Source organism: Pseudomaricurvus alkylphenolicus (assembly GCF_011683955.1).
Lineage (GTDB): Bacteria > Pseudomonadota > Gammaproteobacteria > Pseudomonadales > Cellvibrionaceae > Pseudomaricurvus > Pseudomaricurvus alkylphenolicus.
In genome coordinates, this window is the sequence record NZ_JAAQPI010000011.1 from 182,398 (window position 1) to 199,753 (window position 17,356).

12 protein-coding genes are annotated in these 17,356 nt (G+C 56.6%); 11 read left to right on the plus strand and 1 reads right to left on the minus strand.

Annotation, left to right across the window (positions count from 1 at the left end; all coding sequences use genetic code 11):
- Positions 1-19 precede the first annotated feature (19 nt).
- From glnE to HBA55_RS24830, 9 genes are all read left to right on the plus strand, one after another.
- Complete coding sequence (gene glnE / locus HBA55_RS24790; RefSeq protein ID WP_166996954.1) at positions 20-2,962, plus strand: bifunctional [glutamate--ammonia ligase]-adenylyl-L-tyrosine phosphorylase/[glutamate--ammonia-ligase] adenylyltransferase; 2,943 nt, start codon at positions 20-22, stop codon at positions 2,960-2,962.
- A 73-nt stretch (positions 2,963-3,035) separates the two neighbouring features.
- Positions 3,036-3,962 carry a branched-chain amino acid transaminase gene (locus HBA55_RS24795; RefSeq protein ID WP_166996956.1) on the plus strand — a complete coding sequence of 309 codons (927 nt, stop codon included), beginning with the start codon at positions 3,036-3,038 and terminating at the stop codon, positions 3,960-3,962.
- 24 nt (positions 3,963-3,986) lie between these two features.
- A complete protein-coding gene (gene waaF, locus HBA55_RS24800; protein WP_166996969.1) occupies positions 3,987-5,024 on the plus strand; it encodes a lipopolysaccharide heptosyltransferase II in 1,038 nt (345 codons plus the stop codon).
- Positions 5,021-6,031, plus strand: coding sequence for a lipopolysaccharide heptosyltransferase I (gene waaC, locus HBA55_RS24805; protein ID WP_166996971.1), 1,011 nt, complete (start codon positions 5,021-5,023; stop codon positions 6,029-6,031). The genes waaF and waaC overlap by 4 nt, the downstream gene beginning before the upstream one ends.
- A gap of 4 nt (positions 6,032-6,035) precedes the next feature.
- Positions 6,036-7,175, plus strand: coding sequence for a glycosyltransferase family 4 protein (locus tag HBA55_RS24810; RefSeq protein WP_166996973.1), 1,140 nt, complete (start codon positions 6,036-6,038; stop codon positions 7,173-7,175).
- Positions 7,172-7,990: a lipopolysaccharide core heptose(I) kinase RfaP gene (rfaP, locus tag HBA55_RS24815; RefSeq protein ID WP_166996975.1), complete on the plus strand. Its 819-nt coding sequence runs from the start codon at positions 7,172-7,174 to the stop codon at positions 7,988-7,990. Before HBA55_RS24810 ends, rfaP begins: the two co-directional genes overlap by 4 nt.
- A 16-nt stretch (positions 7,991-8,006) precedes the next feature.
- Positions 8,007-9,428, plus strand: a complete 1,422-nt coding sequence (locus HBA55_RS24820) for a lipopolysaccharide kinase InaA family protein (RefSeq protein WP_166996978.1) — start codon at positions 8,007-8,009, stop codon at positions 9,426-9,428.
- Positions 9,429-9,452: 24 nt separating this feature from the next.
- Positions 9,453-11,207 (plus strand): carbamoyltransferase C-terminal domain-containing protein, encoded by a 1,755-nt coding sequence (locus tag HBA55_RS24825; protein WP_166996979.1) that lies wholly within the window; start codon positions 9,453-9,455, stop codon positions 11,205-11,207.
- Positions 11,208-11,232: 25 nt separating this feature from the next.
- Entirely contained in the window at positions 11,233-12,255 is a 1,023-nt protein-coding gene (locus HBA55_RS24830) for a polysaccharide pyruvyl transferase family protein (protein WP_166996980.1), read from the plus strand.
- A gap of 5 nt (positions 12,256-12,260) precedes the next feature.
- On the opposite strand, the gene HBA55_RS24835 is transcribed toward HBA55_RS24830, so the two are convergent.
- On the minus strand, positions 12,261-13,907 hold the full coding sequence (locus tag HBA55_RS24835) for a hypothetical protein (RefSeq protein ID WP_166996981.1): 1,647 nt from the start codon (positions 13,905-13,907) through the stop codon (positions 12,261-12,263).
- Positions 13,908-14,044: 137 nt separating this feature from the next.
- On the opposite strand from HBA55_RS24835, the gene msbA reads away from it, so the two are divergent.
- Positions 14,045-15,802: a lipid A export permease/ATP-binding protein MsbA gene (gene msbA, locus HBA55_RS24840; protein WP_166996982.1), complete on the plus strand. Its 1,758-nt coding sequence runs from the start codon at positions 14,045-14,047 to the stop codon at positions 15,800-15,802.
- Positions 15,803-15,805: 3 nt separating this feature from the next.
- Complete coding sequence (hldE, locus tag HBA55_RS24845) at positions 15,806-17,239, plus strand: bifunctional D-glycero-beta-D-manno-heptose-7-phosphate kinase/D-glycero-beta-D-manno-heptose 1-phosphate adenylyltransferase HldE (RefSeq protein WP_166996984.1); 1,434 nt, start codon at positions 15,806-15,808, stop codon at positions 17,237-17,239.
- The last annotated feature ends 117 nt before the right edge of the window (positions 17,240-17,356 follow it).

Consider the following 17,356-nt stretch of genomic DNA (forward strand, 5'->3'; position numbering starts at 1 on the left):
CAACAATAACGGAGTCAATATGCTGTCTTTTGACCAGATCCCGCCTCAATTCCACACCCAGCTGCAACATCAGATTGATCAGTGGGTGGGCCGAACCAACGATGACGAACAAAGTCAATTCAGCCAGTGGTTGCAGCAAAACCCGGAGTCGGGTGTGCAATTGGCCCGAATGTGGGTAGGTAGTGATTATCTTGCCCAGGTGGCGGTGAATCAGCCGGCGGATTTTCTTGGTTGGCTTTTGAGAAGTGATTATCAACACGCTATGACCCAGGCGGAGATGGCGCAGCAGCTGCAACAGCGGCTGCACGGCGAGCTCTCGGAAAAAGACCTGGATCGGCAGCTACGCCAGTTTCGCCGGGACATGATGATGCGCATTCTGTGGCGGGACTTCTGTCGAATGGCTGGCCTGGAGGAAACCTGCGCTGATATGACGGCGCTGGCGGAGGTGACCATCCAGGCGGCGATCCAGTTTCATCATGCTCAATTGCAAAAGCGCTTTGGCATGCCCACCGGCAAACGTAGCGGTCAGCCACAGCCTCTGGTGGTGTTGGGTATGGGCAAATTGGGCGGCTACGAGCTCAACGTCTCTTCCGATATCGACCTGATCTTCGCCTATCCGGAAACGGGTGACACGGAAGGTGGACAAAAATCCATTTCCAACCAGGAGTATTTTATCAAGCTGGGTCAAAAAGTGATCAACAGCCTGGATAACTCGACGGTTGATGGTTTTGTCTTCCGCGTCGATATGCGGCTGCGACCTTACGGTCAAAGCGGTGCCCTGGTGCTCAACTTCGATTCCATGGAGGAGTACTACCAGACCCAGGGGCGGGACTGGGAGCGTTACGCCATGATCAAGGCGCGGGTGGTCTCGGGAGATGTGATGGCTGGCGGGCAGGCGGCCGGTGAGCAGCTCATGGAAATGCTGCGGCCATTTACCTACCGCAAGTATCTGGACTTCAGTGCCATTGAATCCATGCGCGACATGAAGACACTGATCAATCGCGAGGTACAGCGCAAGGGTATGAGCGCGGACGTGAAGCTGGGCGCCGGCGGCATTCGCGAAGTGGAATTTATCGTCCAGGTGTTCCAGATGATTCGTGGCGGGCGCGACGGTCGCCTGCACGAACGCCGGGTACTTAAATTGTTGCCCTTTCTGGAGGGCGAAGGATACCTGCCACAGGGTGCCGGTTTGCAACTGGCCCAGGCTTATATCTTCCTGCGCAATACGGAGCACGCCATTCAGGGCTATCAGGATAAACAAACCCAGTCCCTACCCGTGGATGAGATTGATCGCCAGCGTCTGGCCTGGGTCATGGGCTATGGGGAGCTGGCGGAGTTTGAGCGCCAGCTGGATCAGCATCGGGCGCTGGTGAATGACAACTTCCAGGCGGTCATTGCTGACTCCAATGAGCAGCAGGGTGACGAAGAAGACTGGCAGCAGTGGCAGAGCCTGTGGCCAGCGGGCTGCACGCCTGACAGTGCGGCCATGGAGCCCGAGCATCTGCAGGAACTGTTGATGCAGCGGGGGTTTGCTGAGCCCGAGGCCATTACCAAGGCCTTGCTGGGTCTGCTCAGCAGCCGTGCCCTGCAGAGTATGCAGGCGGAGGGACGCAGTCGGCTGGATGCATTGATGCCGCGCCTGTTGGCGCAGATTTGCGAACGCGGCGAGTGTGCCAAAACCCTGGAGCGGGTGCTGGTGCTGGTGGAAAAGGTTGCGCGCCGAACCGCCTACCTGCTGCTGCTTACCGAGAATCCCAATGCTCTCAAGCAACTGGTCAGACTGTGTGGGGCCAGCAGTTGGATTGCCGACCAGCTGGCCAAGCATCCGGCCCTGTTGGATGAGCTGTTGGACCAGCGCAGTCTCTACAACCCGCCGGATAAAGCCACCTTGCGAGACGAGTTGCGTCAGCAAGTATTGCGGGTCGGTTGGGACGATCTGGAAGGGCAGATGGAAACCCTGCGCTATTTCCGTATGGCCCATGGTCTGCGGGTAGCCGCCAGCGAAGTGACTGATGTGCTGCCATTGATGAAGGTCAGCGATTATCTCACCTGGCTGGCCGAAGTGATTCTTGAGCATGTATTAACCTTGGCCTGGCAGCAAATGAAGGCCCGCCATGGCAACCCGGGTCGGGTGGAGGGAGCTCCGGAGCCCGAATTCATAGTGGTTGGTTACGGTAAGCTGGGAGGCATCGAATTGGGCCACGGTTCCGATCTGGATCTGGTCTTCGTCAACGATGCCAATTCCAAGGTCTACAGTGATGGCGACAAACCTCTGGATAACCAGACGTACTTTACCCGCCTGGGCCAAAAGATGATCCACATCCTCAATACCACGACCGTCTCCGGTCAGCTGTATGAGGTGGATATGCGCCTGCGTCCGTCCGGCAACTCCGGTCTGCTGGTCAGTACCCTGGCGGCCTTCGAGAGCTACCAGCGCAATGAGGCCTGGACCTGGGAACACCAGGCTCTCACCCGGGCGCGGGTAGTGGCTGGTGGCGAACGCCTGGCCGCCGAATTTGACGAGTTGCGCCACCAGATCCTGTGCCTGCCCCGGGAGCAGGGCGAATTGCGTCGCGATGTGGTGGAAATGCGCGAGAAAATGCGCAGCCATTTGGGCACCCAGGGCAACGAGGAGCAAAAAGCCCAAATATTCCATCTCAAACAGGATTCTGGCGGTATCGTTGATATTGAATTTATGGTTCAATACGCCGTTTTAGCCTGGGCCCATAAAGCCCCCGCGCTAACTCGCTGGAGCGACAACATTCGCATCCTGGAAAGCCTGCAGGCTGAAGGGTTAATGACAGCAGAAGAGGTCGCGCAACTGATCGAAGCTTACAAGGCGTTTCGATCCACAGGACACCGGCTGGCGCTGCAAAGCCTCCCCGGCACCGTCAGTGGTGATACCCACGCTGACGAACGAGTGTCAGTACAGTCTCTCTGGGAGGCCATGATGAACGCGTAGTATGCCAAGGCAGTACGCCAATCAGGTCGGCCTGAGCACAGAAACCACTTAGTTTAGTTTTTGGGAGTTTCCTATGTCATTTGCCGATCGCGACGGCGTAATTTGGTTCGACGGCGAAATGGTGCCCTGGCGTGACGCCAAGGTTCACGTTCTGACCCACACACTGCACTACGGCATGGGCGTATTTGAAGGCGTCCGTGCCTATAACACCCCACGCGGTACCAGCATCTTCCGCCTGCAGGAGCACACCGACCGGCTCTATCGTTCAGCCCATATCATGGGTATGGACATGCCGTTCAGCAAAGACCAGCTCAACGACGCTCAGTGCCAGGTGGTTCGCGAGAATAACCTCGACGAAGCTTACCTGCGCCCCATGGCGTTCCTGGGCTCCGAGGGTATGGGGCTGCGTGCCGATCAGCTCAAGACCCATGTGATTGTTGCCGCCTGGGATTGGCCTTCTTATATGTCTCCGGAAGCCAAGGAGATCGGTATCAAGGTGCGCACCTCCAGCTACACCCGTCACCATGTGAATATCTCCATGTGTAAGGCCAAGGCCAATGGCCACTACATCAATTCCATGCTGGCGTTGAAAGAGGCCCTGGACAGCGGCTGCGAAGAAGCCCTGTTGCTGGACAACGAAGGTTATGTGGCCGAAGGTTCCGGCGAAAACATCTTTATCGTTCGTGACGGCATCATCTATACCCCCGAGTTGACCTCCTGCCTGGACGGCATTACCCGTGGCACCATCTTCCAGCTGGCCGACGAGTTTGGCTACGAGGTTCGCGAAAAGCGTATCACCCGTGACGAGGTTTACGTTGCGGACGAGGCTTTCTTTACCGGTACCGCCGCTGAGGTTCTGCCCATCAACAGTCTGGATGGTCGCATCATCGGCGAGGGCCGCCGCGGTGAAATCACCACCAAGCTGCAGAGCACCTACTTTGATGTGGTCAAGGGCCAGAGTGAAGCTCATGCAGGCTGGCTGACTCCAGTGGCAGGCTAAGCACCGCAGGACTTTAACATTCCTATGTTCCAGCCCCAGCGCATACTTATCGTCGGCCCGTCCTGGGTTGGCGATATGTTGATGAGCCACGCGCTCTATCGCCAGCTTAAAGCCCAATACCCTGAGTGCGAAATCGATGTGTTGGCGCCGGACTGGTGCCGGGCGCTGCTTGAGCGTATGCCCGAAGTCAGCAACTCGATCGCCATGCCGGTAGGGCATGGCAGCTTGCAATTGGGAGTGCGCCGCCGCTTGGCGGCCATGCTGGAACAGCGCGGTTACGATCAGGCAATCGTTTGCCCCAACTCTCTCAAATCTGCTCTGATTCCCTGGTTTGCCAATATTCCCCTGCGCACCGGCTGGTTGGGGGAAATGCGCTACTGGCTGCTCAATGATCCGCGCAAGCTCAATAAAGAAGCTTTTCCGTTGATGGTCCAGCGCTATGTGGCGCTCGCCGGCGAAGGTGTGCCCAGCGCCGAGCAGCTGCCGGAAATCTTACCGCCCAAGTTGACGGTTGATCGGGAAGCACAAGTAAAAGCCTTACAGCAGTTCTCACTGCCTGCGGAAAAATTGATCGGTCTGTGCCCGGGGGCGGAGTTCGGCCCCGCCAAGCGCTGGCCGGACTATCATTACGCTGAGCTCGCCGCTCGCCTGATTGACGATGGCTACCAGATCGCCTGTTTCGGTTCGGCCAAAGACGCGGAGGTGGTGCGGGAAATCGCCGCGCGCCTGACGGGGGACCAGCGTAAAAGGTTTCATGCGCTGGCGGGCAAAACCAGCCTGCCCCAGGCAATCGACTTGCTCGCCGCCTGTGATGCGGTGATTACCAACGACTCCGGGTTGATGCACGTGGCCGCTGCGGTATCCACCCCGTTGGTGGCGCTCTATGGTCCCACCAGCCCGGACTTTACGCCGCCGCTGAGTGACAAGGCAGAGGTGATTCGTCTGATCGAAGGCTATTTGAAAATCCGCAAGGGCGACGCTGATCAGGGCTACCACCAGTCGATGATTGATATCAGCCCTGACCTGGTTGCCGACGCCCTGAACAAGGTGATGCCCGCGTGAGAGTCCTGATTGTAAAAACCACGTCCATGGGCGATGTGATCCACACCCTGCCGGCACTGACTGATGCCAAACGCGCGCTGCCCCAGGTGCAGTTCGATTGGGTGGTGGAAGACAGTTTTGCCGAGGTGCCCAGCTGGCACCCAGCCGTGGATATGGTGATCCCGGTGGCCATTCGACGTTGGCGAAAGCACATTCTCGCGACCTTGCGTTCGAATGAGTGGAAGCAGTTTCGAACGCTGTTGCGAAAGCACCATTACGATCTGGTGATTGATGCCCAGGGATTGATCAAAAGTGCGTGGGTGACCTGGCTGACGAAAGCGCCGGCAGCGGGCTACGATCGCGAGTCAGCAAGGGAATCACTGGCTTCCTGGGCTTATCAGCATCGCTATAATGTGCCGCGGGAGTGCCATGCGGTGGAGAGAATTCGGCAGTTGTTTGCCAAAGCCCTCGACTACGAGCTGCCTGCCGGAAAAGGCAGTTATGGCCTCGATCGAAAGCGGTTTTGTGGTGGCACCCCCGAAGCACCCAACGTGGTGTTTCTGCACGGAACCACCTGGCATGACAAGCACTACCCCGAGGTCTACTGGCGCCAGTTGGCCCTGGAATTGACGCAACGCAATATTCGCGTGCGTCTGCCCTGGGGCAACGAGACGGAAAAAAATCGGGCCCATCGTATTGTCGACGGCATCGAAGGGGCTGAAGTGCTGCCCAAACTGAATCTCAATGGTGTTGCGGCTGTGCTGGGCCAGGCCTCTGCGGTAGTGGCGGTGGATACGGGACTTGGTCACCTCAGCGCAGCGATGGACGTGCCCACCGTATCCTTATATGGTCCCACCAGCCCGGCGTTGGTCGGCGCTTACGGGGCCAACCAGATTCACCTGTGTGCATCCGATTGCGAGCCGGTATTGGCTGAGGCGGATCCGGCGGTATTCTCAGCGTTGACGCCGCAGGTGGTTCTGGGGGCATTGCAGCCCCTGTTGCCTGCCACAACCACTCCGGTGGTTTAAGCTAATGAGCGCCAGTCTGGGTTTCTGCCTCTACAAATATTTTCCATTCGGTGGTTTGCAGCGGGATTTACTGCGCATCGCACAGGCCTGTCACAAGCGTGGTGCCCGAATACGGGTTTACTGTTTTTCCTGGCAGGGTGACTGCCCCGACTGGATTGAGAGAGTGACCGTTCCTCGCAAGGGCTGGAGCAGCCAAAGCAAGAACCGTCATTTTTACGATTGGGTGCAGCAGCATCGTCGCAACAACCCGGTGGATTGCCTGGTGGGCTTCAACAAAATGCCGGGGCTGGATGTCTACTACGCTGCCGATGGTTGTTATGAGGCCAGGGTTACGGAACTCTACGGGCGAATCTATCGCCTCGGAGGCCGCTACCGCCATTTCTCGGAGTACGAAGCTGCCGTTTTTGGCCGCGGTGAGCCTACCGAGGTGTTGATGATTTCGCGTCTCCAGGTACCCATCTTTCAGCGTTTTTATCAGACCGAAGACAAACGTTTGCACCTATTGCCACCGGGTATTGCCCGCGACCGCATTGCGTCGGACGACAGTGAACACATTCGCCGGCAATTTCGTCGAGAGTTTGGCATTGCGGACGACGAATGCCTGCTATTGATGGTGGGGTCAGGGTTCAAAACCAAGGGCGTCGACCGCAGTGTTCGTGCCCTCGCCAGTCTCCCCGCAGAGCAGCGTCAGAAAACCCGTTTATTTGTAGTGGGGCAGGACAGACCGGCTGCCATTCAGCGCCTGGCACGCAAACTTGGCGTGGCTGAGCGTTTCCAGATCTTTTCCGGTCGCGATGATATTCCCCGCTTTATGCAAGGGGCGGATCTGCTGGTCCACCCGGCTCGCCATGAAAACACCGGTACCGTGCTGGTGGAAGCGGTGGTTGCCGGTCTGCCGGTTATGGTGACCGATGTTTGCGGCTACGCTCATTACATCAGCGATGCCGATATGGGCGAGGTGCTGGCATCGCCTTATGAGCAGTCGGCGTTTGATCATTCCCTGGCGCGGATTCTGCCCGAGCTGATAACCGGGCGTACCCAGTGGCGGCAACGGGGGCGTCAGTTTGCGGCTGAGCAGGACGTCTTCAGTATGCCGGAGGTGGCGGCGGAGCATATTCTGCGGTTTGCCGGAGGCCAGTCGTGAACCTGTATTTACGCGAGGAATTCCAGCGCTTATGGCGAGGGCAGGACCCGTTTGACGCCGTGCAATCGCTGCAGGGAAAAGTGTATCGGGAGCTGGAGGGGCGACGAACCCTGCGTTTCGAAGAGGGTGGCCGGGGTTACTTCCTGAAGTTGCACCGGGGTGTTGGCTGGAAGGAAATTATCAAGAATCTTATCCAGGGGCGTCTGCCGATACTGGGGGCCGCCAACGAAAAAGCCGCCGTCGATGCCCTCCAGACGATTGGCGTGGGCACTATGTCGGTGGCGGCATTTGGTGAACGTGGGGAAAATCCGGCCAGGCGACTGTCTTTTATTGTCACCGATGCGATAGAGCCCTCGATTTCATTGGAAGACCTGGCGCTGGAATGGCGTCAACGTCCGCCCCTGCTGTCTCTCAAGCGAAAATTGCTGGAGCGGGTATGCGATATGAGTCGCGAGATGCACCAGGCGGGTATCAATCACCGCGATTTTTATATCTGCCATTTTCTGCTGCGCAATCGCGCGGACTGCGAGTCCGATGCTACCGGTACAGTGCCTGATCTCGCCCTGATCGATCTGCATCGCGCCTTGATTCATCGCCATTTGCCTTATCGCTGGCGGCTCAAGGATCTCGCCAGCCTCTACTATTCCTCCTTTGATGTGCCGCTGAGCCTGCGTGACAAATTGAGGTTTATCCGCCGTTACAGCAATCGTCCGCTGCGAGAAGAGCTGCACCAAAACCGGCGCCTATGGCAGCAGGTGGAACTGAAGGCTCAGAAGCTGTATGCCAAGGCCCTGCGCAAGGGCATCGTACGTTGACCGGTAGACGCTGAGCATGGCAGATCAAATCAGTTTTCAAAAGCTGGCGAGCGCTGGCCGTCGCCCTGAGCTGCCCTTGGCACTGAATCTTAACGGCAACGAGCTGATCATCGATACCTGGCTGCGGACCTTGCCTGGCAAACGCTATGTTGGCAGAGCAACCTGGCGGGGTCAGACGGTACTGGCCAAAATTTATCTGGGTAAGCGTGCCCTCACCAAAGCGGGTCTAGAAGTGCAGGGCAGTCGACGCCTGCTGCAGGCGAAGCTGCCATCACCGGAAGTGATTCACCACGGCCAGCTGACTGATGGCAAAGCCGCCTGGGTGGTGAGCCGCTTCTTGCCCGATAGCTGTAGCCTTGAGCAGCAGATCGGATTGCAGGTGGATTCCCTGTCGCTGGAGGACGAAGGTCTGCCCTGGGCCGTCAAAACCGCGCACACCATCGCACGCATGCACAATGCGGGGTTACAGCAGAAAGATATCCACCCCGGTAATTTTCTGTTCAGCGATGAGCAGTGTTGGATCATCGATACTGCCGACATTAAAGCCTTGGACGGCCACCATGATCGGGCTTACAACCTGGGCGTGTTCCTGTCGCAGCTGCCCGAACCCTGGTGGCCTGGTTTGCATGCCGCCTATCAGCGATTGGCCGACACCGGGCTGGATTATGGTACAGTGTGCGCGCTCGCGTGGGACTGGCAGGCGCGCCGCGCCGAAGACCTTGCCGAAAAGAGCGTGCGTGACTGCAGCTTGTTTGAAACCCGTGAAAGCTGGCGCCGTTTTCAATCCTGCTGGCGTGAAGACAGTGAGTCGCTACGACCGTTGCTGGACGACCTCGACGGGGTCATAGCGCGCTCCAGGATCCTTAAAGATGGCGGCAGCGCCACCGTCAGTGAGATCGAATGGCAAGGGCGCAGGCTGGTGATCAAGCGCTACAACCTTAAGGGGTTGATGCACAGGCTCAAGCGTTTTTGGCGACCAACCCGCGCTTGGCACAGTTGGCAGGCGGGGCACCGGCTGCGAGGTTTGGGGGTGAACACTCCGAGGCCGGTTGCCATGGTGGAAGAGCGCTTTGGCGCATTGCGAGGCCGCGGCTACCTGATTACGGAGCACAGCGTGGGGGAAGATCTGCTCAAGGTCTGCGAGACCGCAGAGGAGCCTTTGCTGCACAAAATTGCCAATGCCTTACAGGGTTTGCTGCAGGTGATGGAGCGATATCGCATCAGCCACGGTGATTTCAAAGCCACCAATCTGCTCTGGGAGCAGGGATTGGTGGTGATTGATTTGGATGCGGTGCGTTGGCACCGCAGCATCGGCAGCTGGCAAAAGGCCAATGCCAAGGACGAAGCGCGACTGTTACGTAACTGGGCGGTTGACTCTTTACCGCGAGATTGCATCGAGTCCGCTCTAACGGAACAAGAACAGACACTACAGAATTGACAGTTTTTTAGAAGGAATCAGCCCGTGTCACTGATCGTTTTAGGATTATCCGGGGCGCTGAACCACGATCCCTCTGCCGCGCTTTACATCGATGGCAAGCTCGTGGCCGCCGCCGAGGAAGAGCGTTTTGTTCGTGACAAACACGCCAAAAACCGCCTGCCCTACGAGGCCGCGAAATTCTGTATCCAGCAGGCCGGTATTCAACCGGCCGACATCAATGTGGTGGCGATTCCATTTGCTCCCATCAGCCTATTTGAACCCCACCGCTGGCGCTATGCCAAGCGCTACTGGTACGCGCCGGATCGTGCTCTTGATGCCATTGTGAACGGCAACCGCCGCTACCGCCGTTACAAAAAGAAGATTACCTGGTTACTGGAACAATTGGGTATTAACCCCAAGCAGGTGCAGTTGGATTCGGTGGAACATCATCTGGCCCATGCCTCCAGTGCCTATCACTGCAGCGGTTTTAAAGAAAAAACCGCAATCATGGGCATTGATGGCAAGGGTGAATATGCCACCACTTTCTTTGGTTATGGTGAAAACGGCAAAATCCACAAGATCAAAGAATTTGTCGATCCCGATTCCCTAGGCGGCCTCTATGGTGCCATTACCGAATTTCTCGGTTTTGAAATGCTCGATGGTGAATACAAGGTCATGGGTATGGCGCCCTACGGTGATGCCAGCAAATATGACTTTTCCCGTCTGGCGGAATTCAAAGATGGCGAATTGGTGATCAACACCGACTATGCCAATGTGATCGGGCTGCGCCGTCACAAGGACAAGGGCAAAGGTTATTATTTTAGCGACAAGCTGATCGACTGGCTCGGTCCCAAGCGCGACGGGGATATTGCCGACGATCCGTACGTTCACTATGCTGCCAGCATGCAGGCCTTGTTTGAAAAGCTGGCGCTGCAGATGATGGATTACTACCTGGGCGACATTATTCGCGAAACCGGCAAACTGGCCTTTGCCGGTGGTGGGGCCTTAAACGTCAAGCTGAATCAGAAAATCATCGCCCGCGAAGAGCTGAAAGAGCTGTTTGTTCAGCCCGCCTCGGGGGATTCCGGTACTGCCATTGGCGCGGCTGCCTACGCTTCGGAGCAGCGTGGCGTCTCGGTGGAGAAAATGGAGCATGTTTACCTCGGCCCCAGTTATACCAGCGAAGAAGTGGTAGCGGCCTGCGCCAAGCATCCGCACCAGCCCCAGTGGAACAAGATCGACGAGGTGCCGGCGGAAATTGCCAAAATCTTGGCTGATGGTAACCCGGTTGCCTGGTTCCAGGGGCGTATGGAGTTTGGTCCCCGTGCCCTGGGCGGTCGCTCTATCCTGGGGTGTCCGTCGGCGTCCGGTGTCGCGGACCGCATTAACGAGCAGATCAAGTTTCGTGAGCGCTGGCGTCCCTTTTGTCCCAGTATGCTCAGCCGTGTGGCGCCGGAGATGTTCAAAGTTGATCATCCCGCGCCCTACATGACCTTTACTTTCGAAGTGAAGGACGAGTGGAAAACCCGGGTGCCCGAGGTCGTTCATGAGGATGGCACGGCCAGGGCCCAGGCGCTGCAGCCCGGTGTTAACGAGCCCTATTACCGACTGATGGAAGAAATGGAAAAGCTCACCGGTAATGGTGTGGTGCTCAATACCTCCTTGAACCGACGCGGTGAGGCCATGGTGTGTTCGCCCACCGATGCGCTGAACATGTTCTTCGGTTCGGATCTGGAGTATCTGATCATGGAAGATATTTTGGTCGTAAAAGAAACCGCCTCAACTGCGGTTGAGTCTTAATTCCCTTGATTCAGGTAACCCTGCCATGAGCCAGGCCATCGCATTTATTAATCCGCGTGTATCCACTAACAACGTCGGTGATCATTTTATCGAGGATAGCGTCAAGCGCATTCTGGACTTTGACCCTCAACGCAGCATTGATATTGACCCGCGCAAACCACTCAACCCGGGTGACATCGAGCGCATCAATGAGTGCGACGTGGCGGTAATTGTCGGGACCAATCTGTGGTACCGCCACATCGCCAAACTCGGTCGTTGGATGATCTCCGTTGAAGAGCTACGTCAGATTAAGATTCCGTTCGTACCCCTGGGGGTAGGAACCACTCAGCATCGTCACGAAGTGGACACCTTTGCCTTCGACGAAGAAACCGTGCTGTTGTTGCAGGAAATTCACAACAAGTGTGAATTTTCCAGTGCTCGCGATCCACGCACTTACGATACTCTCAAAAAGGCCGGTATCGAGAATGTGCGCATGACCGGTTGTCCGACACTGTATCGCAGCCTCAAGCCAGAGTGGGCATTGAATAAAAAGAATGCCAAAGAAGTGGTGATTACCGCTCGCAAGGGGCATGACCGCAATATCAATATCATTGTGGACGAATTGATTAAACGCGGCATGAAACCTGTGCTGGCTGCACAGAAAATCAAGGATCTGTACTGCGCCCGTCGGCGCCTGCCGTTGTTCCAGCGCAAGATGGATACTCTTTACGAGTTCGACATCAAGCCCTATCAGGCACTGGTGGACAATGCTTACGGCGCTATTGGCTGGCGCTTGCACGGCAACATGTTCCACCTGGCCCATGGCAATCCCACCATGTTCTTTGCCAATTGTTCACGCTGCCTGTCATTCAGCGAAGCATTTGAATTGCCGTGTATTTACGCCGAAGACAAAGAGGTGATTGCCAAAGCGGATCTGATTGAATCCGTGGAACGTTTTCTGGCGGCGGACTACTTTGACAAGTTTATTCCCCGTTATGCGGCCAATTATCAGGAGATGGCATCGTTTCTGGATGCCAATGGTTTGCGACATAACCTGACTAAGTGCTAGCCCGATCAAGGGTTGGGATTGGCAAACGCCGCCGCGCGAATGTCATCCCAATCTTTGCCTTGACGAACCTCTCGGCCTCCCTGAACCTGAATAATCACAATCTGATCACCGCGACTGTTGCTGATTTTCAGCAGGGGTTTAAAGTTTTGAGGCAGGGCGGCGACGTACTTGGCCAGTTTCTTATCCCGCTTTTTGATCTGCACTGCCAAAAAGTCATAGCCGGATAATACCTCGACGGACTCCTCCGCCATATGCTCCTTGGCCTTCTGCAAATGGGGCATATAGAAGTCACCACCACTGAGATACGCCAGCTGCTGTTCGTTGGCGTAGATCCAGCTGCCTTCGGGAGTATTGCTCTTGAGCCACTCAATAGCAGGTGGAATATGATGGTCCCGGTATCCGAAGCTCAGTTGACTGTCGAAAACCAGAATGACCGCCATCCCGATCAGAAACAGTCGCCCGTTGCGGCTGATGGTCATGTTGAGGGGGGAAGACAGCAATTGTCCCAGGCCAATGCAAAGGGGTACCAACAGCAATAAGGTAATCAGAATCAGGTAGCGGGTCTGGAGAAACTGGGTTTGGGCAAAAAACACGGCGACCACGACTGTCACCACCAATAACGTGGTTCGATAGGCGGCATGGCGTGGGAGATGCAGCAGACGACGACGGCTCACAAACAACCCAATCAGGATGATGGGAGCTGAGAAGGCTTTGAGAGTTTTCGCCACAAGGATGCCGAGCAGCAACAGGAAAACACCCAGGTTGGCAAACTCTCGGGAGTAGTGGCTGAGAACATGCTCTGTCAAATTGGCTTTCATGAGCCCCAGGTTGTGCCCCAGCTGTTGCACAAAGCCGGTGTACTCCTTCAATGTGTTTTGCAGCAACGTGCCGACGGGATCGACCTCCACAACCGGTTCGCCCAAGAGTGCCATCAGCAGGCAGGCGGCCAGCAGTGAATATATTTTCAGACAGGCCAGTGCCCGATCCTTGAGGCTCAGCGAGCGGTTGAACAGCAGAGATATGGGTGTCACCAGCATGGGAATGGCCGCTTCGGGGCGCAATAGGGTTGCCAACAGACTCAGCGCCAACCACAACAGCAAGCCGGAGAGCCTGATGCCCTGATGCAGGCGTATCAGCTGCACCAAAGCCAATAGGGAAAAGGCCCAGTAGCCAAAGTCGCGAATAATGTAGTCCCGGTACGCGCACAATGCCGGGTAGCTTACAATGATAAAGGCCGCTACCCATTGGGCATTGCCTTTGCCACCCAGCTCCCGCACCAGTGCCACAAAGGCGTAACCCAACAGGGCCATCAGCAACAGATTGATAACGTAGGCGCCGGCCGTGGCGGAAATACCCAGCAGCCCGCTAAGCATACCGATTGAGGCCGGGTAGAAGGGGCGGTGGTAGATGTTCTCGGCGGCTTCCCAGCCCTGCAGGCGAAAGACATCGGCACTGACCAGGTACAGGGTGGCATCGTTGTTAAGACCATCCCCCATGGCGATAAGCAAGACACCACTCAGGGCGGACAGCAGGGCTGCCAAAACAGTGGGTCTGCGCCACAAGGGCGTATCGAGAGTGGGGTCGGCGAAAAATTCCCGGGCCGCTGTGAGTCTCATGGCTGCTGTATTTGCCCTGTCTGAAAACTCGGGCATTCTAGCGCTTTCCGGGCGCTTGTGCGCGCCCCAATCCCATTTGTCATCCACTCTCAATAATTGGCGGCTTGCCTGGGGTGGTCTATGGTACACTGCGCCCCATTGAATCGACCATCGAGACCATTGCGGAACCCCCTATGAGTACCACCCCGCCTGTCACTGAGGGAGCCTCCTCCAACGGAGCCCGGATCTACTGGCGACTGCTGGGTTACCTCAAGCCCCACTGGTTGATGTTCTCCCTCAGTATCCTCGGTTTCCTCCTGTTTGCCGCCACCCAACCGGCGCTGGCACAGATGATGGAATATCTGATCAATGCTATCGAAAGTTCAGATGCTTCCCAGAGGGTGGTTATTCCGCTGGTGATTGTGGGCATCTATCTGGTGCGTGGCATTGGCTTTTTTGTTGGTAACTATTTTATTGCTCGAGTGTCCCTGGGCATTGTGCACCAGCTGCGCACTGAACTGTTTAACCGCCTGACGGTGCTGCCGGGCGAGTATTTCGACCGCAACAACTCCGGCCATCTGATCTCCCGCATCACCTTTAACGTGACTCAGGTCACCCAGGCCGCTACCGATGCACTGAAAGTTTTGATTCGTGAAGGTTTCACGGTTATTGGACTACTGATCTACCTGTTCTGGAAGGACTGGAAGCTGACACTGGTGTTTCTGGTGGTGGCTCCGTTTATCGGTGGTTTGGTGGCGGTGGTGGGCAAGCGCCTGCGCAAGCTCTCCAGCCGTATTCAGGTGACCATGGGTAATGTGACCCAAACCAGTTCCGAGATGATCAACGGCTACCGGGTGATGCGCAGCTTTGGCGGTGAAGATTACGAGCGCCAGCGCTTTGAAGACGCCAGCCGCGGCAACTTCCGCCAGAATCTCAAGCTGGTCACCACGTCTTCGTTTGCGACGCCGGTGCTGCAACTGATCGTCGCCGCCGCTATGGGGGCGCTGGTCTATCTGGCGATGACCTTTATGAACACTGACAACGCCGGTGCATTTGTGGCCTATATCACCGCGGCGGGTTTGATCCCCAAGCCGGTACGCCAACTCAGTGAGGTTAATGCCAAAATTCAAAAGGGCATTGCGGCGGCAGAGAGTATCTTTGAGCAGCTCGATGAATTGGCGGAAGAAGATGAAGGCGAGTTGAACGTCGCTCGTGCACGGGGTGCTATTCAGATCCGCGATCTCAGCTTCTCCTACAATGAAGACGATGGCAATGTGCTCCACGACATCAATCTGGACATTCAACCCGGTGAGACCGTGGCTCTGGTCGGCCGTTCGGGCAGTGGCAAGACCACTCTCGCCAGTCTGATACCACGCTTTTACCACCACGGTCGCGGTGACATTCTGCTGGACGGTCAGCCGGTACAGGCCTATACGCTGGCCAGTCTGCGTCGTCAGATTGCCCTGGTGAACCAGGATGTCACCCTGTTTAATGACACCGTGGCCCGTAATATCGCCTATGGTGATCTGGCCGACAAAACCGATGCCGAGATTCGCGCCGTCGCCGAAAGTGCCAACGCCACCGCTTTTATCGAACAAATGCCGGATGGCTTTGATACCGTTATCGGTGAAGATGGCACCCGTCTCTCGGGCGGACAACGCCAGCGTCTGGCAATTGCCCGCGCCCTGCTCAAAGATGCCCCCATTCTGATTCTCGATGAAGCTACATCGGCCCTCGACACGGAATCGGAGCGCAGCATCCAGAACGCGCTGGAAGAAGTCATGAAAGGGCGTACTACCCTGGTCATTGCCCACCGTCTGTCCACCATCGAAAATGCCGATAAGATTGTGGTGATGGAAGCCGGGCGAGTGGTTGAACAGGGCAGTCACCAGGCGTTGTTGGAGCGGGGCGGTGCCTACGCCAAACTCCACGCCATGCAGTTTCAGGAGTAAATTATGCAGCTTTCCATGCCTCAGTTTGATCGCTCCCAAGTCTTGGTGATTGGCGATGTCATGCTCGACCGCTACTGGAGTGGTGGTACCTCACGTATCTCTCCGGAAGCGCCCGTGCCGGTGGTTAAAGTCAATGGGGTGGAAGATCGCCCGGGTGGCGCGGCCAACGTTGCGCTCAATATCGCCGCGCTGGGATCCGGGGCTTCTGTGGTCAGTGTGGTCGGTGCCGACGAGGCGGCAGAAACCCTGCGAACGAGTTTGCAATCGGTGGGTATTCATACCGATTTTCAGGTTTCCGCTGATAAGCCCACCATCACGAAACTGCGGGTAATCAGCCGCCATCAACAATTGATTCGCATGGATTTTGAAGAATCCTTTGGACTCGAAGACAGCGCCGACTTTCTCTCCAAGGCGAAAAAGCTTCTGCCTCATATGGGAGCGGTGATTCTCTCCGATTACGCCAAGGGCAGCCTGCAGGATACCCTGGGATTGATCGATGCGGCCCGCGACGCCAAGGTTCCGGTCTTGGTTGATCCCAAGGGTACTGATTTTGCCCGTTATCGCGGCGCCACTTTGCTCACCCCGAATCTGCATGAGTTTGAAGCGGTGGTCGGCAGCTGTTCTTCGGAGCTGGAACTGGTTAATCGCGGTACAGCGTTGATGCGCAAGCTGGATCTTGAAGCGCTGCTGGTGACCCGAGGCGAACACGGTATGACGCTGCTGCGCCCGGATATGCCCGAGCTGCATCTGCCGGCTCGCGCTCGCGAGGTGTTCGATGTTACCGGTGCCGGTGATACCGTCATTTCTGTGCTTGCCTCCAGTCTTGCTGCCGGCACTGAACTGCCCCAAGCCGTGGCATTGGCCAATCTGGCCGCTGGTATCGTCGTGGGTAAACTGGGTACAGCGACCATATCCGGTCCGGAACTGCGCCGTGCCATCCAGACCGAACAGGGCTCAGAGCGTGGCGTAATGAGCGAAGAACAATTACTGATTGCTTTGGCCGATGCCCGCGCTCACGGCGAAAAAATCGTTTTCACCAATGGCTGCTTTGACATCATTCACGCCGGGCATGTCGGTTATCTGGAAGACGCACGAGCCCTGGGCGACCGCCTGGTGGTTGCGATTAACAGCGACGATTCCGTTCGTCGTCTGAAAGGTCCGACCCGCCCCATCAACCCGGTGGATCGCCGCATGGCGGTACTCGCTGGCCTGGAAGCGGTTGACTGGGTATTGGATTTTGAAGACGACACACCGCAACGACTGCTGCAATCCATCAAGCCGGACGTTTTGGTGAAGGGGGGTGACTACACCGCAGACCAGGTTGTGGGCTGGGAAATTGTGAAAGCTTACGGTGGTGAAGTGAAGGTGCTGAGCTTTTTTGATAACTGCTCCACAACAGCGATTGTGGAAAAAATCCTCGATCAGGACGACAGCTGAAGCCACTCCGGACACAGCGATAACATTGCCTGCAGGATAGCCTGCGGGCTTGTCAGCTTATCTTCCCTCTACATATTCAGACACGATATTGACTTTTTAAGACAAATTGATTGTCTT